23 protein-coding genes, 2 tRNA genes and 1 other RNA gene are annotated in these 18,560 nt (G+C 76.2%); 10 read left to right on the plus strand and 16 right to left on the minus strand.

Going from position 1 to position 18,560, the window contains the following annotated elements; all coding sequences use genetic code 11:
* On the minus strand, window positions 1-1,141 hold a 1,141-nt coding region (locus AC5FZL_RS02630), incomplete at its 3' end, for a DNA polymerase III subunit gamma and tau (protein ID WP_493617015.1).
* A 76-nt stretch (window positions 1,142-1,217) separates the two neighbouring features.
* Window positions 1,218-1,314: signal recognition particle sRNA small type (gene ffs, locus AC5FZL_RS02635), an RNA gene on the minus strand.
* Between the two features lie 75 nt (window positions 1,315-1,389).
* Between ffs and AC5FZL_RS02640 the strand changes: the two genes are divergently transcribed.
* The 4 genes from AC5FZL_RS02640 to AC5FZL_RS02655 all read left to right on the plus strand — a co-directional run bounded on the left by AC5FZL_RS02640 (window position 1,390) and on the right by AC5FZL_RS02655 (window position 2,822).
* Window positions 1,390-1,474 (plus strand) — tRNA-Ser (locus AC5FZL_RS02640).
* A gap of 112 nt (window positions 1,475-1,586) precedes the next feature.
* Window positions 1,587-1,742 carry a hypothetical protein gene (locus AC5FZL_RS02645; protein ID WP_493617016.1) on the plus strand — a complete coding sequence of 52 codons (156 nt, stop codon included), beginning with the start codon at window positions 1,587-1,589 and terminating at the stop codon, window positions 1,740-1,742.
* Window positions 1,743-1,784: 42 nt separating this feature from the next.
* Window positions 1,785-2,084, plus strand: coding sequence for a type II toxin-antitoxin system VapB family antitoxin (locus AC5FZL_RS02650; RefSeq protein WP_493617017.1), 300 nt, complete (start codon window positions 1,785-1,787; stop codon window positions 2,082-2,084).
* 93 nt (window positions 2,085-2,177) lie between these two features.
* The gene (locus AC5FZL_RS02655; protein ID WP_493617018.1) at window positions 2,178-2,822 is read left to right on the plus strand and encodes a hypothetical protein; all 645 of its coding nucleotides are present in this window, start codon (window positions 2,178-2,180) and stop codon (window positions 2,820-2,822) included.
* A gap of 23 nt (window positions 2,823-2,845) precedes the next feature.
* On the opposite strand, the gene AC5FZL_RS02660 is transcribed toward AC5FZL_RS02655, so the two are convergent.
* The 6 genes from AC5FZL_RS02660 to AC5FZL_RS02685 all read right to left on the minus strand — a co-directional run bounded on the left by AC5FZL_RS02660 (window position 2,846) and on the right by AC5FZL_RS02685 (window position 7,188).
* Window positions 2,846-3,634 (minus strand): SDR family NAD(P)-dependent oxidoreductase, encoded by a 789-nt coding sequence (locus AC5FZL_RS02660; RefSeq protein ID WP_493617019.1) that lies wholly within the window; start codon window positions 3,632-3,634, stop codon window positions 2,846-2,848.
* Window positions 3,631-4,779, minus strand: coding sequence for a zinc-binding dehydrogenase (locus AC5FZL_RS02665; RefSeq protein ID WP_493617020.1), 1,149 nt, complete (start codon window positions 4,777-4,779; stop codon window positions 3,631-3,633). Before AC5FZL_RS02665 ends, AC5FZL_RS02660 begins: the two co-directional genes overlap by 4 nt.
* Before the next feature lie 43 nt (window positions 4,780-4,822).
* Entirely contained in the window at window positions 4,823-5,761 is a 939-nt protein-coding gene (locus AC5FZL_RS02670; protein WP_493617021.1) for an aldo/keto reductase, read from the minus strand.
* Window positions 5,762-6,082: 321 nt separating this feature from the next.
* Window positions 6,083-6,169 (minus strand) — tRNA-Ser (locus AC5FZL_RS02675).
* A gap of 10 nt (window positions 6,170-6,179) precedes the next feature.
* Window positions 6,180-6,662: a tRNA adenosine(34) deaminase TadA gene (gene tadA / locus AC5FZL_RS02680; protein ID WP_493617022.1), complete on the minus strand. Its 483-nt coding sequence runs from the start codon at window positions 6,660-6,662 to the stop codon at window positions 6,180-6,182.
* A 40-nt stretch (window positions 6,663-6,702) separates the two neighbouring features.
* Entirely contained in the window at window positions 6,703-7,188 is a 486-nt protein-coding gene (locus tag AC5FZL_RS02685) for a tRNA adenosine deaminase-associated protein (RefSeq protein WP_493617023.1), read from the minus strand.
* Between the two features lie 47 nt (window positions 7,189-7,235).
* Between AC5FZL_RS02685 and upp the strand changes: the two genes are divergently transcribed.
* Window positions 7,236-7,871 (plus strand): uracil phosphoribosyltransferase, encoded by a 636-nt coding sequence (gene upp, locus AC5FZL_RS02690; protein WP_493617024.1) that lies wholly within the window; start codon window positions 7,236-7,238, stop codon window positions 7,869-7,871.
* 28 nt (window positions 7,872-7,899) lie between these two features.
* On the opposite strand, the gene AC5FZL_RS02695 is transcribed toward upp, so the two are convergent.
* Complete coding sequence (locus tag AC5FZL_RS02695; protein WP_493617025.1) at window positions 7,900-8,685, minus strand: SigB/SigF/SigG family RNA polymerase sigma factor; 786 nt, start codon at window positions 8,683-8,685, stop codon at window positions 7,900-7,902.
* A 239-nt stretch (window positions 8,686-8,924) separates the two neighbouring features.
* Here AC5FZL_RS02695 and AC5FZL_RS02700 point away from each other — a divergent pair, with 239 nt between their 5' ends.
* Window positions 8,925-9,215, plus strand: a complete 291-nt coding sequence (locus AC5FZL_RS02700; RefSeq protein WP_493617026.1) for a hypothetical protein — start codon at window positions 8,925-8,927, stop codon at window positions 9,213-9,215.
* On the opposite strand, the gene AC5FZL_RS02705 is transcribed toward AC5FZL_RS02700, so the two are convergent.
* Window positions 9,212-9,721, minus strand: coding sequence for a DUF6328 family protein (locus AC5FZL_RS02705; RefSeq protein WP_493617027.1), 510 nt, complete (start codon window positions 9,719-9,721; stop codon window positions 9,212-9,214). The two genes, AC5FZL_RS02700 and AC5FZL_RS02705, sit on opposite strands and share 4 nt — an antisense overlap.
* A gap of 107 nt (window positions 9,722-9,828) precedes the next feature.
* Here AC5FZL_RS02705 and AC5FZL_RS02710 point away from each other — a divergent pair, with 107 nt between their 5' ends.
* Window positions 9,829-10,986 (plus strand): baeRF2 domain-containing protein, encoded by a 1,158-nt coding sequence (locus AC5FZL_RS02710; RefSeq protein WP_493617028.1) that lies wholly within the window; start codon window positions 9,829-9,831, stop codon window positions 10,984-10,986.
* Window positions 10,987-11,031: 45 nt separating this feature from the next.
* Window positions 11,032-11,241 (plus strand): hypothetical protein, encoded by a 210-nt coding sequence (locus AC5FZL_RS02715; RefSeq protein ID WP_493617029.1) that lies wholly within the window; start codon window positions 11,032-11,034, stop codon window positions 11,239-11,241.
* Window positions 11,242-11,310: 69 nt separating this feature from the next.
* On the opposite strand, the gene AC5FZL_RS02720 is transcribed toward AC5FZL_RS02715, so the two are convergent.
* Together AC5FZL_RS02720 and AC5FZL_RS02725 are read right to left on the minus strand one after the other, a co-directional pair.
* Window positions 11,311-11,925: a DUF1360 domain-containing protein gene (locus AC5FZL_RS02720; protein WP_493617030.1), complete on the minus strand. Its 615-nt coding sequence runs from the start codon at window positions 11,923-11,925 to the stop codon at window positions 11,311-11,313.
* A 29-nt stretch (window positions 11,926-11,954) separates the two neighbouring features.
* Window positions 11,955-12,419: an SRPBCC family protein gene (locus AC5FZL_RS02725; protein ID WP_493617031.1), complete on the minus strand. Its 465-nt coding sequence runs from the start codon at window positions 12,417-12,419 to the stop codon at window positions 11,955-11,957.
* Window positions 12,420-12,473: 54 nt separating this feature from the next.
* Between AC5FZL_RS02725 and AC5FZL_RS02730 the strand changes: the two genes are divergently transcribed.
* Window positions 12,474-13,436, plus strand: a complete 963-nt coding sequence (locus tag AC5FZL_RS02730; RefSeq protein WP_493617032.1) for an MSMEG_6728 family protein — start codon at window positions 12,474-12,476, stop codon at window positions 13,434-13,436.
* 3 nt (window positions 13,437-13,439) lie between these two features.
* On the opposite strand, the gene AC5FZL_RS02735 is transcribed toward AC5FZL_RS02730, so the two are convergent.
* The 4 genes from AC5FZL_RS02735 to AC5FZL_RS02750 all read right to left on the minus strand — a co-directional run bounded on the left by AC5FZL_RS02735 (window position 13,440) and on the right by AC5FZL_RS02750 (window position 17,745).
* Window positions 13,440-14,237, minus strand: coding sequence for an enoyl-CoA hydratase (locus AC5FZL_RS02735; protein ID WP_493617033.1), 798 nt, complete (start codon window positions 14,235-14,237; stop codon window positions 13,440-13,442).
* 25 nt (window positions 14,238-14,262) lie between these two features.
* Window positions 14,263-14,949 (minus strand): RraA family protein, encoded by a 687-nt coding sequence (locus tag AC5FZL_RS02740; RefSeq protein ID WP_493617034.1) that lies wholly within the window; start codon window positions 14,947-14,949, stop codon window positions 14,263-14,265.
* 70 nt (window positions 14,950-15,019) lie between these two features.
* Entirely contained in the window at window positions 15,020-16,471 is a 1,452-nt protein-coding gene (locus AC5FZL_RS02745) for an NAD-dependent succinate-semialdehyde dehydrogenase (RefSeq protein WP_493617050.1), read from the minus strand.
* 50 nt (window positions 16,472-16,521) lie between these two features.
* The gene (locus AC5FZL_RS02750; RefSeq protein ID WP_493617035.1) at window positions 16,522-17,745 is read right to left on the minus strand and encodes an iron-containing alcohol dehydrogenase; all 1,224 of its coding nucleotides are present in this window, start codon (window positions 17,743-17,745) and stop codon (window positions 16,522-16,524) included.
* Between the two features lie 131 nt (window positions 17,746-17,876).
* Here AC5FZL_RS02750 and AC5FZL_RS02755 point away from each other — a divergent pair, with 131 nt between their 5' ends.
* Complete coding sequence (locus AC5FZL_RS02755) at window positions 17,877-18,560, plus strand: GntR family transcriptional regulator (protein WP_493617036.1); 684 nt, start codon at window positions 17,877-17,879, stop codon at window positions 18,558-18,560.

The raw sequence follows: 18,560 nt of genomic DNA on the forward strand, positions 1-18,560 counted from the left end.
CGCGGTCGAGGCGCGCGGCGAGCCCGCGCTCGCCGTCCTCCGCAGCGGGCAGCAGCATCCGGGCGCACAGGAGCTCGAGGTGCAGCCGCGGCGAGGTGGCACCGGTCATCTCGGTGGACGCGGTGTTGGCCAGGTCGGCCGCGCGGGACAGGGCCGCGGCGCCGTAGGCCGCGGCCTGGCGGTGCATGCGCTCCAGCTGGTCCTCGGGCAGGCCGGGGAAGACCTCCTTCGCGCGGTCGCCGACGGCGTGCGCGATGACGAGGTCGCGCAGGCGCTGGAGGAGGTCCTCGACGAAGCGGCGGGGGTCCTGGCCGGAGGAGATCACGCGGTCGACCACCCGGAAGACCGTGGCCCCGTCGCCGGCGGCGAACGCCTCGACGACGTCGTCGAGCAGGGTCGCGTGGGTGTAGCCGAGCAGCGAGACCGCGCGCTCGTAGTCGACGCCGCCCTCGCCGGCGCCCGCGGCCAGCTGGTCGAGCACGGACAGCGAGTCGCGCACCGAGCCCGCGCCGGCCCGCACGACGAGCGGCAGCACGCCCTTGCCCACGGTCACGCCCTCGGCCTCGCAGAGCTGCTGGAGGTAGGCCTGCAGGCGCTCCGGCGGCACGAGGTGGAAGGGGTAGTGGTGGGTGCGCGAGCGGATGGTGCCCAGCACCTTGTCGGGCTCGGTGGTGGCGAAGACGAACTTGATGTGCTCCGGCGGCTCCTCGACGATCTTCAGCAGCGCGTTGAAGCCCTGCGGCGTCACCATGTGCGCCTCGTCGATGATGAAGATCTTGTACCGGTCGCGCGCCGGGGCGAAGGTGGCGCGCTCGCGCAGCTCGCGCGCGTCGTCGACGCCGCCGTGGCTCGCGGCGTCGATCTCCACCACGTCGAGGCTGCCGGAACCGCCGCGGGCGAGCTCCACGCAGCTGTCGCACACCCCGCACGGGGTGTCGGTCGGGCCCTGCGCGCAGTTCAGGCAGCGGGCGAGGATCCGCGCGGAGGTGGTCTTCCCGCACCCGCGGGGGCCGGAGAAGAGGTAGGCGTGGTTGGTGCGCCCCGCGCGCAGCGCCTGGCGCAGCGGGTCGGTGACGTGCTCCTGCCCGATCACCTCGGCGAAGGTGTCCGGCCGGTAGCGGCGGTAGAGGGCGGTGACCACGCTCGGCACCCTAGCCACGGGGGAGGACGGTCCGGGCCCCTCCGCGGCAGCGGGGCCAGGAGACACGAGGGGGACGTGAGAGGACCCCTCGCGCACCCGCCAGAGCCCACCTGCCCTTGCTGCCTTCCGGCCCTGGGGGAGTTCAGCAGGATGACGCCGCACGAGGGGTCGGGTCAGAGCATAGCCCCGGCGGGCGGGTCCGGGGAGTGCGCTCCCGGGCGCGCGCGGCCTCCGGTAGGCTGCTCCACGGAGGATTCGCCTAGTGGCCTATGGCGCTCGCCTGGAACGCGGGTTGGGTTAACGCCCTCGCGGGTTCAAATCCCGCATCCTCCGCCGCAGGACCGAAGGGCCCGGACGACGCGTCGTCCGGGCCCTTCGGCGTCCCGGCGCCTCCGCCTCCGACCTCGCCGGCCGGGCTGTCGGACCTCCGTGCCAGCCTGGCGGCGTGCTGGAGGAGCGGGAGTGCGTGGAGTGCGGGCCGATCGGGTTCGAGGTCGTCGAGTGCCAGGACGGCCACGGTCCCGACTGCCCGGAGCGGGTCTGCACCGGGTGCAGCGCGGTCCTCGTCGTGGGCCCGGCACCGCTCGCCGCCCTGTCATGAGCCAGTGACGGGCGGTCACGGACGGCGCCTAGACTCGCGCCCATGATCTTCGCTCGGGTCGGGGACTCTCGCCCCTACCCCGACCACGGCATCACGACGTCGCGGCAGTGGGCCGTCGTCGCGCCGCGACAGGTCCGGCTGGACGAGCTCATCACGACCAAGCGCACCCTCGACCTCGCCGCCCTGCTCTCCGAGGACAGCACCTTCTACGGCGACCTCTTCGCCCACGTCGTCCAGTGGCGGGGCGCCCTGTACCTCGAGGACGGCCTGCACCGCGCCCTGCGCGCCGCGCTGCAGCAGCGCAACGTGCTCCACGCCCGCGTGCTCGTGCTCGACGACTGACCGCTCCACGCGTGGCGCCCCAGATCCGAGGGGTGGCGGCTCGGTGTCCGGGAAAGCCCTCGTGGCGACCAGTCGCGCTCCTACGGTGGCCGGGTGGCAGCTGAGCACGGTCCCGAGGTGGTGGCGCTGGACGCCTCCGGCCTGGAGTGGGTGACGATCGGCCCGCGGTCGGAGGCGAACGGCTGGTCGGTCTACCACTCCCCCCGCTTCGGGGTCAGCCCGCGGCGGCCCGTGCTGTTCCTGAGGCTGGGGCTGGGCGAGGCCACCGGCGGCCATCCGCTGGTCGTCGTGCGCGACCTGTGGGTCTCCGACGCGACGGGCCTGGGCGCCCGGGCGCTGCGCGACCTGCCGGTCACCCGGATCGAGGCCGCGGTCAACCAGCCGCTGCACGCCGCCGCCGTGCGGGCCCGCTCGGCCGCCGCCGGAGCACCTGCCGAGCCGTTCCCGTGGCCGACCGGGGTGCCGCCGGCGTGGTGGCGGGCGGCGCCCACGGCGCGCGAGGCCCCCCCGGTCGTCCTGGACGTCCCGGCGCGCCAGCCGAAGCCCGACGGGTTCTACCGCGCCGTCGCCGACGCCTTCGCGCACCTGGCCACCACGAGCCCGCGCCCCGCTGCGCTCCTGGCGGAGGCCAACGGCGTGCCGGTCACGCAGGTGCACGGCTGGGTCAAGGAGGCCCGGCGCCGGGGCGTCCTCCCCGCCGGCGAGCGCTCGCGCCGCACCGCCGCCGCCGGGCGCTGATCCCCGCACCCGCCGACGGGCGCCTAGACCATCCAGCCGCCGTCGACGGCCCAGAGCTGGCCGGTGCACGACCGGCTGTCCTCCGCCGCCAGCCACAGCACCATCCGGGCGACGTCCTCGGGCAGGACCTTCTGGGGCAGCGCCTGCTCGCGCGCGATCATCGCCTCGCCCTCGGCGTCGACGCGCAGCGCGAGCTGGCGCTCGGTCATCACCCACCCCGGGATGACGCAGTTGACCCGGATGCCGTCCGGCCCGAGCTCCTGGGCGAGCGCCCGGGTCAGGCCCTCCACCGCCGCCTTCGCCGTCCGGTAGACCACGAGGTCGGTGAACTTGGCGTGGGCGCTGATCGAGCCGAGGTTGACCACCGAGCCACGCCCGGCGGCGCGCATCATCGGAACGACGGCGCGGGTGGCGAAGTAGTGGTGGTCGAGGTTGACCCGCATCCGGTCGTCCCAGAACGCCGGGTCGACGTCGTCGGGGGTGTGCCGGGCGTCGGAGGCGGCGTTGTTGACCAGCACGGTCACGGGGCCGAGCTCCTCGCCGATGTCGCGGATGACCTGCTGGTAGCCGCTCAGGTCGGTGACGTCGGCGTGCCGGTGGAGCGGGCGCGGTGCGCCGGTCCGCGCCACCGCGTCGGCGAGCGCGCGGCCGGCCTCGTCCTGGACGTCGACGAGGGCGACCCGGGCGCCCTGCGCGGCGAACTGGGCGACGAACTCCGCGCCCAGCCCCGTGGCACCTCCGCTGACGAGCACGACCGCGCCGCGCAGGCTCGGGTAGGTGGCGTACGGGCTCGGCGACGGCGGCGCGCTCATGCCGCCGATCCTGCCCCGGGCACGACGACGGCGCGTCCGACCGCCCCCGCGCGCAGGGCGTCGTAGGCCTCGCCCACCGCCTCGAGCGGGTACGTCGCCCCCAGCAGCTGGTCCAGGGGCAGCCGGCCGGCGCGGTGCAGGGCGAGCAGGCGGGGCAGGTCCACCGGGGGGTTGGCCGAGCCGTACAGGCTGCCCACGAGCCGCTTCTGCTGCTGGACGAGCTCGTTGACCGGCACCTCCACGACGGCGTCCACCGACGACAGCCCGACGGCGACGGCGGTGCCGCCCGGGCGCAGCGCCGAGAACGCCTGGCGCAGCGTGGCCGGTCGGCCGACGGCCTCGACGGCCACGTCCGCGCCGCCACCGGTGAGGTCCTGCACCGCGGCCACGACCTCCTCGGGCGCCAGCCCCGAGGCGTCGACGACGTGCGTGGCGCCCAGCCGCTCCGCCAGGGCGAGCTTGTCCGCGGCGACGTCCACGACGACCACCGGCCCCGCGCCGACGAGCACGGCGCCCATGACCGCCGACAGGCCGACGCCGCCGGCGCCGAGCACCAGGAGCGGGCGCCCGGCGATCGAGCCCTGCGCCGCCGCGACGTTGACCACGGCGCCGACGCCGGTCACCACGGCGCACCCAGCGATCGCGGCGATCGCCGGGGAGACGTCGGCCGGCAGCGGCACGACGGCGCGCCGGGAGACGACCGCCTGCTCGGCGAAGCAGGAGACGCCGAGGAAGTGGTGCAGCTGCTCGCCGGGGACGCCGTCGCTGCTGGGCGCGCGCAGCCGGCTGGTGCCGTCCATCAGGCCACCGCTGCGGGCCTGGACGCGCCCGAACACGCACATCACCGGCCGACCGGTCACGCAGTACTCGCACTGGCCGCACCGGGGGCGCCAGGTGAAGCCCACCCGGTCGCCGGGGGCGACGTCGTCCACGCCGGCGCCGACCTCCTCCACCACGCCGGCGCCCTCGTGCCCGAGGACGACCGGCAGGGGGCAGGGGATGTCGCCGCTCATGTAGTGCAGCTCGGTGTGGCAGACGCCGGCGGCCTCGACCCGCACGCGCAGCTCACCGGCGGCGGGCGGGGCGAGCTCGACGTCCTCGACCTGCAGCGGAGCGCCGGGACGGCGCAGGACGGCGGCCCTCACGGCCGCTCTCCGCGGCGGGGTGGGGCGACCGGGGTCGGGAGGGTCATCGCAGCCAGTGCTCCTGTCCGGGGGCGAGGTCGGCCAGCTCGCCCCACAGGTCGTCGGGGATCGGGACGGCGGCCAGGGCCAGGGTCTCGTCGAGGCGCTCCGGGCGCGAGGACCCCACGACCGTGGAGGTGATCCGGGGCTCGCGCAGCGAGTCCTGGAGGGCCGCGGCGGCCAGCGGCACGCCGGAGCGCGCGCAGGCGGCCTCGATCGCCTCCGCCGCGGCCAGCACCGCCGGAGCGGCCGGGGAGTAGCAGTAGCGCGGCACGGCGGCCGGGCCCTTGGCGAGGATGCCGCCGCCGAAGGGCGCGCCGTTGAGGACGGCGACGCCGGCCGCGGCGCAGTCGGCGAGCAGCGGGCCCGCCGAGCGGTCGAGGAGCGTCCACCGGTTGTGGGTGAGCACCACCTCGAACGCGCCGGTGCCGACGAACCGGCGCAGCAGGTCCACCGGCCCACCGGCCACCCCGAGGTGGTCGACCAGGCCCTCGGCCACCAGCTCCTGCATGACCTCCACCGGGCCGCCGGGGGCCGTGGCCGCCTCGAAGCCGATCCGCTCCGGGTCGTGCAGGTGCAGCAGCGGCAGGCGGTCCAGGCCCAGGCGCTCCAGGCTCTCGCGCACCGAGGCCCGCACCCGGGGCCCGTCGAAGGGACCGTCGTCGGCGGGGTCGACCTTGGTGGCCAGCAGGACGCCGTCCGGGACGCCGCCGAGCTCGCGCAGGGCCACGCCGAGCCGGCGCTCGGAGGCGCCGTAGCCGTTGGAGGTGTCCACGAAGGTGAGGGGACCGGCGAAGGCGCGCCGGGCGGTCGCGAGGGCGCGCTCCTCGGGCAGGGGGCCGAAGACGGGCATGTCGCCGAGCTCGGCGGTGCCCACGCACAGTCCCGTCACGTGCAGGCCGGTCCGGCCCAGCGGCCGGGGGGCGAGCGCGTCGACGGTCATCGCAGGCCCACCGCAGGAGGGCGTCGAGCCCCGCTGCCGGCGGTGCTCGGGGCGTCGTCCACGTCGTCCTCCGTCGGCGTCGGTGCCAGCACGGCCGCAGGCAGGGCGTGCCGCGGCCGGGTCGGGTCGGGTCGGGTCGGGTCGGGTCGGGTCGACGCTAGGGCGGCTCGCGCGCCCCGTCATCTCGACGCCGGCAGCGCCGACGGGGTGGTCCGACGAGGGGACGCCGTGCACGGCGTTCTCCTCCGTGCCAGCGGCGTCCCGGGCCCGGACGCGTCAGCGCGGTGACGAGCCGGAGCTCGTCACCGCGCTGACGGGGTGCGGTGGCGGTGGGATTTGAACCCACGGAGAGCTCTCACCCTCACACGCTTTCGAGGCGTGCTCCTTAGGCCGCTCGGACACGCCACCGCGGAGCAGCCTACCGGTCGCCCGGCTCGTCCCCGCGGTGGGTCGTGAAGAAGTCGCGCAGGAGGGCGCCGCACTCGTCCTCGAGCACGCCCCCGACCACCTCGGGCCGGTGGTTGAGCCGGCGGTCCCGGACGACGTCCCACACCGAGCCCGCCGCGCCGGCCTTGGGGTCCCAGGCGCCGAGGACCACCCGCGCCACCCGGGCCAGCACCAGCGCGCCGGCGCACATCGTGCAGGGCTCGAGCGTCACGGCGAGCGTGCAGCCCTCCAGCCGCCAGCTGCCGGTCGCGGCCGCCGCGGCGCGCAGCGCCAGCACCTCGGCGTGCGCCGTGGGGTCGCCGTCGGCCTCGCGGCGGTTGACCGCGGCCGCGAGCACCCGCCCGCCGGCGTCGGCGACCACCGCGCCGACCGGGACGTCGCCCGTGTCGGGGGCAGCCCGCGCCTGCTCCAGCGCCAGGCGCACCAGGGCCTCGTCGGGGTGGCGGAACCCCATGATCACGAGGGTCGGACGGCGGCTGGCGGGCGAGGACGGCTCAGCGCAGGGCCTCGATCAGCTCCACGAAGCCGCACCGCTCGCCCACGGCGACCAGGGCGGTGGAGGTGTCGTTGCCCTCAGCGGCGCCGGTCAGGTCGTCGCCGTCCAGGCCGAGGTCGGCCAGGAGCTCCACGTCGCCGGCCCAGGTCGGGGCCGCCACGGCCACGGCCGACTCCTCGGCGTCCTCGCTGGGCGCCGGCACGGGGGCCGGGGCGTCGGCGGCCAGGGCGAGGAGCTCGGCGTACCGGCTGCTCTGCACCGCGGCGAGGTCGGAGACGAAGACCCGGGGCTCCTCGCCGTCGGCGCGCACCAGGGCGAACCAGTCGTCCTCGCGCTCGAGCACGACCAGGAGCGCGCCGGCGTCCCCGCCCACCTCGCGGACCTCCTCGGCCACGTCGTCGACGTCGACCGCGTCCTCGAGGTCGACGTCGAGGGACCGCCACGTCCCGCCGTCCCGGGCGAGCACCGCCGTGAAGTACGCCATGCCCCCATGCTCCCCCATCGACCCTCGGCGTCGGTAGGTTGCCCCGCATGCGCGTCCACGTCGTCGACCACCCGCTCGTCGCCCACAAGCTGACGACCCTGCGCGACCGCACCACCGACTCCCCGACGTTCCGGCGGCTGACCGACGAGCTGGTCACCCTGCTGGCCTACGAGGCCACCCGCTCGGTGCGCACCGAGCCGGTCGACGTCGAGAGCCCGGTCTCCCCCGCCTCCGGCGTGCGCCTGAGCAGCCCCAAGCCGCTCGTCGTGCCGATCCTGCGGGCCGGGCTGGGGATGCTCGACGGGATGCAGCGCCTGCTGCCGACCGCGGAGGTCGGCTTCCTCGGGCTCGTGCGCGACGAGCAGACGCTGCAGGCGACCACCTACGCCCACCGGCTGCCCGACGACCTGTCCGGGCGCCAGTGCTACGTCCTCGACCCGATGCTGGCCACCGGCGGCACGCTCGCCGCGGCGGTGCAGTACCTCTTCGACCTCGGTGCGGACGACGTCACGGCGATCTGCCTGCTCGCCGCCCCGGAGGGCGTGCGCGCCGTGGAGGGGTCCTTCGGCGCCGACGCCCCGCTGACGATCGTCACCGCCGCGATGGACGAGCGGCTCAACGAGCTCGGCTACATCGTGCCGGGCCTGGGCGACGCCGGCGACCGCCTCTACGGCGTCGTCTGACCGGACGCGCGGCGGGCCCCGGGGGGGCTCAGGCCGCCGCGTCGTCCAGCTGGCTGCGCAGGCGGGACAGGGTGCGGCTGAGCAGGCGCGAGACCTGCATCTGGGTGACCCCGATGTCCTCGGCGATCTGGCTCTGGGTCCAGCCGCGGTAGAAGCGCAGCGACAGGATGTGCCGGTCGCGCTCGGGCAGCGAGGCGAGCAGCGGCGCGACGCTCACGTGGTCGACCACCCGGTCGATGGCGCCGTCGTCGCCGCCGAGCGTGGCGCTGAGCGGGACGCCGTCCGCCTCGCCGTCCATGGGGGCGTCGAGGGAGGCGAGGTTGTAGTCCTGCGCGGCGGCGAGCGCCTCGATGACCTCCTCCTGGCCCACCTTGAGGTGGTCGGCCAGCTCCGCGACGGTCGGCGAGCGGCCGATCTTCTGGGAGAGCTCCTGCGCGGCCGCGCCGAGGGACAGCCGCAGCTCCTGCAGGCGGCGCGGCGGGCGCACGCCCCAGCCGCGGTCGCGGAAGTGGCGCCGCAGCTCGCCGGTGATCGTCGGCACGGCGTACGGCAGGAAGCCGCGGCCCTTGCCCGGCTGGTAGCCGCGGGCGGCCTTGACGAGCGCGAGCGAGGCCACCTGGACGAGGTCGTCGAGCTGCTCGCCGCGGTCGCGGAAGCGGGACGCCAGCGCCCTGGCGACGGGCAGGTTGAGCACCACGACCTCGTCGATGAGCCGCTGGCGCTCCGCCTCGGACTCGCACGTGGACGCGCGGTCGAGCAGCTCCTCGGTCGCGCGCTCCCTCGCCGAGGAGGCGGTGTCGGGCAGCGCGGTCATCGGGGCTCCCGGGTGACGGACGGACGGGCACGAGGTGGCGCCAGGGCGGCGTCGGGTGGTGCTGGTGCGGGTCGACGTCGCCGACCCGGGTCAGCACAACACCCCCGACAGCCCCCGGCAACCCGAGCCTCGGCGTGCGCGTCGGGCCCCTACCCAGCGCGGCGCCGGCCAACCCCCCGCCCGCCGGAACGCGGCGGTCCTGGGCTGCGGCCCGCGGGCGCCGGTGGTAGCAAAGGGCCATGAGCGAGCAGGACCCCAGCGTCCAGCACCAGCGGCAGAGCCTCCTGCAGGACGTCGTCCGCGCGGTGGTCGAGGCGCACAGCGGCGACGACGCCGAGGTGGTCCGCGCAGCCCTGGCCCGCGGCATGGCCGAGGCCGGGATCCCCGAGCAGCCGCACCTGTGGACGGAGAGCACCGTCGACGAGATCGCCGAGGGCCGCCACGTCGTCGTGGACCGCCGCCTGGGCGTCACCCACGGCGAGGAGGGCCACGAGGACCAGCACGGCGTGCCCGACGAGGCCGGCCGCTAGGGCTCGCTGCTGCGGCGGTGGGCGCGGGCCACCACGAGGGGCAGCACGACCCACAGCCCGAGGAACACCACGAGCACCGCGGCGCTGACGGCGGCGGCCACGGCCCGCGACAGGACGGCGTCCAGCGCGAGCAGGCACGAGCCCGTCACGGCGACCATGAGCAGCGCCAGGCCGACCCGGGCCAGGCGCGAGGCCGCCTGGACGAGCTGGGCCTTCATCCGCCGGCGGAACAGCGCCCGGTGGAGCGCCACGGGCGCGATGAGGGTCGCGGTGGCCACGGCGGCGAGCACGAGGTCGACCGCGAGCAGGCGCTGCGTGAAGGCGTCGGAGTCCTGCAGCAGCTGGGTGAAGGCCGTCGCGAGCAGGAACGCGAAGAGGATCTGGGTCCCGGTCTGGGCCACCCGCAGCTCCTGCAGCAGCTCGGCGAAGTTGCGGTCCGCCCGCTGGGTGGGCGTCTCGCCCCGCCCGTCGTCGGCCGGGTCGACCAGGCCCTCCAGGTGTGCCACGCGGCCATCCTCGCGCCGCGCCCCGGCGTTTGCGCCCCTGGCGCCCGGGTAGCGGTCCTTCGAGCCCGACGGAGACCACCCGAGGGGTGGACGATGAGGAGGACCCCGTGGACGTCACGCCGCTGACCGAGGTGCTGGAGCCCCAGGGCACGAGCACCACGGTCGTGATCGACCTCACCGCCGTGGACGAGAACGGCGCCACCGAGCGGCGCCTGCGCTGGGAGGACCTGCGCGGCGAGCTCGCCCGAGCCGGTGCCCCGGACATCGACCTCACCGCGCTCGACGACGCCGTGGCGCGCCCGGTCGACCTCGCGGGCGGCGAGAGCCGCTACCTGGCCGTGCGCGACGGCCAGGTCGTGCTCGACGAGGTGCTGGTCGAGCACAGCCGCAACGGCGTCGGGGAGGCGACCACCGGACCGATCGTCGACGTCGTGCCGCTGCTGCGCTACCAGGCCCGCCACGCCCCCGTGGTCGTGGTCCGCGCCGACCGCGAGGGCGCCGACATCGAGCTGGTGAGCGCGGTGGGCGGCCCGGTGCAGGACTCCACCAGCACCGAGCCCGCGAAGACGCTGCACATGCGCAAGGTCCGGGCGGGGGGCTGGAAGGAGCCGGAGTACCAGCACACCGTCGCGAACACCTGGTTCGCCAACGCCGAGGAGCCGGCGAAGCGGATCGACCACATGGTCTGCGAGCACGGCGCGGTGGCGGTGATCCTCTCCGGCGACGTCTACGCCCGGCGCCTGGTCGCCGAGCAGATGACCGTGCGGGTGCCCGTCGTGCAGGTCGAGGGCGACACCCGGGCCGCGGGGTCCTCCACCGTCGACGTCGACCTCGCCCTGCTCCGCGGGCTGGACGAGCGGGCGGCCCGCACCGAGGACGAGGCCGTGCAGCGCTGGCGCGCGGTGCACGACGACCCCGACACGCGCACCCGTAGCACCGGCGATCTGCACGAGACCGCCCTGGCGGTCCGCTCGGGGCAGGTCGAGGAGCTCCTCCTCGTGCCGGCCGCCCTGCGCGGGCGCAAGCTCCTCGTGGGCCCGAACGGCACCGACGTCGCCCTGCCCGGCACGACGCCGCCCTGGGAGGGGCCCGTGCAGGAGGCCCCGGCGGACCTCGCGCTGCTGCGCGCCGCCGCGGCGACCGGCGCCCAGGTGCAGCTGGTCGAGCTGGAGTCCGCTCTGATCGCGGACGGCGCGGCCGCCCGGCTGCGGTGGTCCACCGACGAGACCCCCGGCACCGAGGGCGGTCAGACTGTCAACCCGTGACCGGGCCCCCCGGCCCGCGCGGATCCCCGAGGGAAGGACGCTCCGATGAGCGAGCAGGACGAGCAGCACCACCACACCCAGGTCGACGACCACCGCGCCGTCTCCGAGGAGGAGATCGTCGCGGCGATGAGCGTCAACTCCGTCCCGGACAGCATCCGGGTGGGCTCCGACAACCAGGACGAGACGGGTCAGATCATGGACGGCGAGGGCAACGTGCGCCCTCCCGTGGCGGGCCAGGGCTCCGACGGCGCCTGACCGGCCCCGCACGCACGGAGGCCCCCGAGACCCGCACCGGGTCGAGGGGGCCTTCGCGCGCCCGACGGCCTAGCCCTCGGTGCTCTCCAGCGCCGCGAAGCCGTACTGCAGCGCGTCCGAGGCGGCGACCACGGTCATCAGCGTCGCCACCCACCGGGTCGCCCGGGGCGCCGCGGCGAAGGAGACCAGCGCCGCCGTCCCCACCCACTGCCCGAGGCAGAAGGGGCAGGTGACGAGCTCGCCGACCGCGTGGCGCACCGGCCCGCTGCGCGGCGACTCGTGCACCTCGCCCGGCGCCGAGGGCCCCTCGAAGACGGTGAACGGCGCCCGCAGGTGCGAGAGGACGGCGTCCTTGCTGATCGTGCGGGTGACGCGGAAGACCGCCACGCTGAGCAGCGCCAGCTCGCCGGGCGTGGGCAGGGCCGCTCCCCCGCGCCGGCGGCGCGCCACGAGCGCCGCCGCGGTGCCGGCCGCGACGAGGTAGCCGGTCGAGAGCAGGGCGTAGCCGGTGAGCGGGCGCTCGTCGGTCTGGCCGCCCCCGCTCTCGTACTCGTCGCGCATGTCCAGGTACCAGTGCATGCCGCGCGCGAGGAGCCCGCGGGAGTGCGCCACGTGACCAGCGGCGCCCGGGGCGGGGTCGAGCCGGTCCACGAGGGCGTGGAGGCGGGCGTCGGTGTCGGTCATGGGCCCCTGGTACCCCTCGACGCCCTGGATCATTCGCTGCCGGGCGGGTCCCCTGCTCCGACGCGGCCGCGGACGAGGTGCGCCAGGCGCTCGAGCGTCGTGTCGTTGCGGGGCAGGAGCATCAGGTGGCGCAGCGGTCGGGGCACGAGGACGCCGGGCCCGCTCGTGGCGTCCTCGGACAGGGTGACCAGGGTGCCCCCGGCCTGCTCGGCCAGCTCGAAGACCACCCGCGCCTCGCCGGCGGGCCAGCCGCGGGCCTGCAGCTCCAGCCGCCGCGGCGGGTCGGCCGAGACGACCGTGGTCGTGTCCTGGATGAGCAGCGGCCACGCCCCCACGGAGTGGTGCAGCGTCGCCCCGGTCGCCGGCCATGCGCGGTCCACCGCCCGCATGCTCGAGGCGCCCACGACGAACGTCGGGTACGCCCAGCCGTCGGCGAGCACCGCCCAGACGTCCTGGGGGGTGGCTCCGGGGACGTGGCGGCTGCGCGTGAGCATCCCCCATGCCTAGCGCCCGGGTGCGGTCGGCGCCAGCCTGGCCAGGATGGACGGGTGCAGACCTTCCTCCCCTACCGCGACTTCGAGCGCAGCGCCGCCGTGCTCGACCAGGCCCGCCTGGGCAAGCAGCGGGTGGAGACCCTGCAGGTGCTGCGCGCCCTGGAGCTGCCCGAGTACGGCTGGCACCACCACCCCGTCGTCACGATGTGGCGCGGGCGGACGCCGGCCCTGGTCGCCTACGGCCTCGCCTGCGTGCGGGCCTGGCGCGCCCTGGGCCACGCGGACACCACCGAGGCGCTGATCAGCGAGTTCGCCCCCGAGGTCGTCGGGGTCGGCCAGGACGACCTCGCGGCCGACGGCCTCCTGCCCTCGTGGCTGGGCGACGGAGCCCTGCACCTCAGCCACCGCTCGGCGCTGGTGCGCAAGGACCCCGACCACTACCGCGCGGTCTTCGGCGACGTGCCCGACGACCTGCCCTACGTGTGGCCGCCGGCCGACGACGTCCCCGCGCGCGCGCCCGCACCGGGCCGCGACCTGTGGGTCGTGCGCCCGCCGGACGCCGGGGCGCTGGGGGTCTTCGTCGGCGACGGCGTCGTGGGCCTGGACGCCGCCAGCGGCGTGGACGTGGACGCCGGCGGTCTGGACGCCGCCGGGCTGCGCGACCTGCTCGCCCAGCGGGCGGCCGAGACGGGCGTCAAGCGACGGCCCGGCAAGGCGCTGCGCCAGCTGCAGGCCCTGGTCGCGGAGGTGGCCGTGGGCGACGAGGTCGCGGTGCCGGTCGAGGAGGGCCGCGGGCTGCTGCTGGGCCGGGTCACCGGCGGCTACCGCTTCACCGCCGACGACCCGGTGCCGCACCGGCGGCCGGTGCGCTGGCTGGACGTCGTCCCGCGCGCGGCCGTCGACCGCCCCGCGGTCCTCCAGGACCCGCGCTCGCTGTTCCGCGTCGTCCTGGCCCTGCCGGGCGAGGCGCCGCAGGAGCTGGAGCGCGACCGCGCGGACGCCGACGTCCTGGGCTGAGCGTCAGCGGCCCCGCCAGACCGGGCGCCGCTTGGCCAGGAACGCCGAGACGCCCTCGCGGAAGTCCTCGCTGCCGTAGACCCGGTCGTAGACGTCGTCGCGCTCGACGGCCATCGCGCGGTCGTCGAGGCGCTGGCCGAGCTCCTTCGAGGCGGCCACCGACAGCGGCGCGCAGGCGCTGACCCGCGCGAGCAGGTCGTCGACCACCGCCTCGAGCTCCTCGGCGGGCAGCACCGCCCGGAGCATGCCGGCGGCGAGCGCCTCCTCGGCGCTGGCGAGGCGGCCGGTGAGCAGCAGGTCGGTCGCCAGGGCCCGGCCGAGGACCGCGCGCATCCGGGCGATCGTGGCCGGGGAGACGCAGTTGCCCAGGGTGCGCGCCACCGGGGCGCCGAAGCGGGCGTCGGGCGTGGCGTAGACGAGGTCGCAGCAGGCGAGCAGGGCCAGCCCGCCGCCGACGGCCGGGCCCTGCACGAGGGCGACGACCGGCACCCGCAGCGCCCGGACGGCGTCCAGGACCCGGGTGATCTGGCCCTCGTAGGCCACGCCCGCCGGACCGCTGTCGACCGCGACGAGGTCAGCGATGTCGGTGCCGGCGGCGAAGGCACCGCCCTCGACGGCTCCCTCGATCGTGACGAGCCGCACGTCGGGGTCGGCGGCCAGCGCCGCGCAGTGCTCGGCGAGCTGGTCGTACATCGCCGCCGTGAGCGCGTTGCGGGCCCGCGGGTTGTCGAGCACGAGCCGGGCGAGGGCGCCCCGGCGCACGAGGACCGTGCGGCCGGGGCGCCCCTCGCCCTCGCTCACCGGGGGCTCCCGGAGAGGCGATCGGTCACTTGACGCTGTCGTCGAGGTCCCAGCCCATGACCTCGTACATGCGGCGGCGGCCGGCCTTGTCGTTCTCGTGCTCCTGGCGCGCGTACTTCGCCACCTGCTCGGCGTGCTCGAGCGGCACGGCGATGACGCCGTCGCCGTCGCCCAGGACGATGTCGCCCGGCTTGATCTGCACGCCGCCGATGCTCACCGGGATCTTGGCGGCCTCGTACTCCACGCGGCCCTGGGTCATGGACTGGTTGCGGAACTGGGCGAAGATCGGAACGCCCTGCGCGATGCACTCGTCGCGGTCGCGCGCGCCGCCGGAGGTGACGATCGCGGCCGCGCCCTTGATGTGCCAGTCGAGGGAGTTGTAGGAGCCGATCTCCCCGACGCCCATGTCGGGGGACTCCAGGACGACGATGTCGCCCTTCTGCAGCTCGGAGTCCCACGGGGAGTGGAGGATCTCCTTGTACCAGTACTCGCGGGCCCACTTCGTGTACTCGTCGGGCGAGATCTGGGGCACCTGGATCTGCGTGACGCGCGAGCGCACCGTGAAGGCCGGACCGCAGAACCGCATGCCCGGCGCGATCGACTGGATCGCCCGGTCGACGCTGCCCTTGTTGGGCATGCCGATCCAGTCGAGGCCGTCACGGACGTCCGCGACCCGCAGGCCCTCGAACAGCTTGACCATCTCGTTGCTCACAGCGCTGTGTCTCCTTCGACGTGGCGCCCCGCGCGCTCCGCGCGAGGTGGTGGTGGTGCGGTCGCGCGGCCTACCAGGCCACGGCGAGGTACTTCGCCTCCGTGTACTCCAGCAGCCCCTCCTGGCTCCCCTCCCGTCCCAGCCCGCTCTGCTTGACGCCGCCGAACGGCGCCGCCGGCTCCGAGACCAGGCCGCGGTTGACCGCGACCATGCCCGCCTCCAGGCGCTGGCCCACGCGCAGGGCGCGACCCACGTCGCCCGCGTAGACGTAGGACACCAGGCCGAACGGGGTGTCGTTGGCCGCGGCCACCGCCTCCTCGTCGTCGTCGACGACGACGACCGGGGCGACCGGGGCGAAGACCTCCTCGGCCAGGATCGAGGCCCCGGGCGGGACGTCGACCACGACCGTCGGCGGGTAGAAGCAGCCGGGCCCGTCGGGGACCTCGCCGCCGAGCAGCACGCGGGCGCCGCGGGCCACGGCGTCGTCCACGAGGCGGGCGGCCTTGTCCACGCTGGCCCGGTCGACGAGCGGTCCGCAGCCGGTGGCGGGGTCGGAGCCCCGGCCGACGACGACCGCGCCCATCCGCGCGCTCAGCCCGGCCACGAACTCCTCGGCGAGGCTGCGGTGGACGTAGAACCGGTTGGCCGCGGTGCAGGCCTGGCCGCCGTTGCGCATCTTGGCGACCATCGCGCCCTCGACGGCGGCCTCGACGTCGGCTCCCTCGAGCACGAGGAACGGGGCGTTGCCGCCGAGCTCCATCGCGCACTTGAGCACGGTGTCGGCCGCGCTGCGCAGCAGGACCCGCCCGACCTCGGTGGACCCGGTGAAGGACAGCATCCGCACGGCGGGGTGGTGCAGCACGGCGTCGACCACGGGGCCCGGTGAGGCGGTGGTCACGACGTTGACGACGCCGTCGGGCACGCCCGCCTCGGCCAGCAGGTCGGCCACGAGCAGGGCGGTGAGCGGGGTCTGCTCGGCGGGCTTGAGCACGGCGGTGCACCCGGCGGCGAGCGCGGGCCCGAGCTTGCGCGTGGCCATCGCCGCGGGGAAGTTCCAGGGCGTGATGAGGGCGACGACGCCGATCGGCTCGTGGCGCACGAGGATGTCGTGGGCCCCGCTGGGCGCCGTGGCCAGCGTTCCGGGCACCCGCACGGCCTCCTCGGCGTACCAGCGGAAGAACTCCGCGGCGTAGGCCACCTCGGAGCGGGCGTCGGGCAGGGCCTTGCCGTTCTCGAGCGAGATCAGCCGGGCGATCTCCTCCGAGCGCTCGACCATGAGCTCGAAGGCGCGGCGCAGCACCTCGGCGCGCCGGCGCGGGGCCGCCGCGGCCCAGGCGGGACCGGCCGCGGCAGCGGCCTCGACGGCGGCCAGCGCGTCCTCGACGCCGGCGTCGGCCACCGTCGCGACGACCTCGCCGGTGGCCGGGTCGTCGACGGCGAGCACCGCCCCCGAGGCGGCCTCGCGCCAGCGGCCGCCGACCAGCAGGCCGGTGCGCTCGCCCAGCGGCGGCAGCGCCCGCACGTCCGCCGCCGCGGCCTGCGCCTCGTCCTGCGCCCGGTCCTGCACCGCGCTCACGACCGGCCCCCGGCGTGAGCCGCCCGCAGGATCTCCAGGGCGCCCGCCTCGTCGAGCGGGCGGGGGTTGTTCTCCACCAGCCGGCGGGCGCTCATCGACTCCGTCGCCGCCCAGGCCAGCTGGTCCTCGGGGACGCCGAGCGCCGCCAGGTCGGCCGGGACGCCGACCGAGGTGAGCAGGTCGGCCACGGCGTCGACCGCGGCCCGCGCGAGCGCGCCCTCGTCGTCCCCGGGAGACCCGGCGCCCATGGCGCGGGCCACGTCGGCCAGCTCCGGGGTCCGCTCGGGCAGGTTGAAGGCCATGACGTGCGGCAGCAGGGTGCCCACGCCCAGGCCGTGGGGGGTGTGGGTCAGCGCGCCGATCGGGTACTGCAGCGCGTGCGCAGCTGCCGTGCCGGCGGTGCCGAAGGCGTAGCCGCCGGCGAGGGCCGCCAGCACCATGCCCGAGCGCGCCTCGAGGTCGTCCGGCTGGGTGACCGCGCGGTGCAGGTGGGTGGCCACGGCCCGGATGCCGACCAGCGCGAAGGCGTCGGTGAGGGCGTTCTTGCCGACGAAGACCCGCTCGGAGGACAGCTCCGGGGTCACCGGGCGGCGCACCGCGGTGAACGCCTCGATCGCGTGGGAGAGGGCGTCGGCCCCGGCCGCGGCGGTGACGCCCGCCGGGCACGTGACGGTGAGCTCGGGGTCGCAGACCGCGGCCACCGGGATCAGGTGGGGGCTGGAGATGCCCACCTTGCTCGTGCGCTCGGGGTCGTTGAGCACGGTGACGGGGGTGACCTCCGAGCCCGTGCCTGCCGTGGTCGGGACGGCGATCACCGGCACGGTCGGGCCGGGCACCCGGTGCTCGCCGTAGTAGTCCTGCGGCCGGCCGCCGTGGGCCAGGAGCAGCGCCACGACCTTCGCGAGGTCCATGCAGCTGCCGCCGCCGAAGCCGACGACGACGTCGGCGCCGTGACGGCGGGCCAGCTCGGTCGCGGCCGGCACCTGCTCGACCGGCAGGTCGGGCAGGGCCTCGGCGTAGACCTCCACGCTCAGCCCGGCGGCGGTCAGCCCGTCGACCAGCTCGCGGAAGGCCGGCTCGGCGCCCACCCGGGCGTCGGTGACGAGCAGCGGCCGCGAGCCGGTGCGGGCCACCAGCGCGGGCAGGGCCGCCCGCTGGCCGCACCCGAGCAGCACCTCTCGCGGGCCGCGCAGGAACCCCGCGGGCGGGAGCCCGGTCACGGCCGGGTCCGGCGACCGGAGCGCGGCGTTGCGATCCGATCGTATCTGATCTGCATACCCCGTAGCATGGCTCCCGTGAGCGCCCCTGTCAACCGGCCCGAGAGGCCGGCGCGGTGGATGCGGCGGGGCGCGTGAGCGGCGCCGAGCGGGGCCGGGGCGCCGCTCCGCTCCCCCGGGCCCGCCTGGGCGACCACGTCTACGACGAGCTGCTCGCGCGGCTGCTGAGCAACCAGCTGGAGCCCGGCGAGCGCCTGGCGATCGACGCGCTGGCGCGCGAGCTGGGGGTCTCCCAGACCCCCATCCGCGAGGCCATGCAGCGCCTCGAGGCCGGCGGCGTGGTGGTGCGCACCCACCTGGCCGGCTACCGGGTGGCCCCCCAGCTCACCCGCGAGCAGTTCGACGAGCTGGTCCAGGTGCGGCTGCTCCTGGAGCCGGCGGCGGCCCGCTGGGCCGCCGAGCGCATGGACGACGACGCCGTGGCCCACCTGCGCGGGCTGGTCTCGTCCCTGGAGGGGGCGGCCGGGGAGCCGGAGGGCACGAGCTACGCCGTCTTCGCCGGCCTGGACGCGCAGTTCCACGACGCCGTCGCCGCCGGCAGCGGCAACGGGGTGGTCCGCGACTGCCTGGCGCGGATGCACACGCACGTCAAGCTGCTGCGCCTGAGCTCCGGCCAGGGGGTGCGCGCGGAGGCCGTGGCCGAGCACCAGGCGGTGGTGGACGCCGTCGCCGCGCACGACGGGGAGGCCGCGGCGGCCGCGATGCTCCGCCACGTGCAGCGCTCCGCGAACCGGTTCTCGCCGGCCTTCGACGACTGA

It is taken from the genome of Quadrisphaera sp. DVD1 (genome assembly GCF_058932755.1).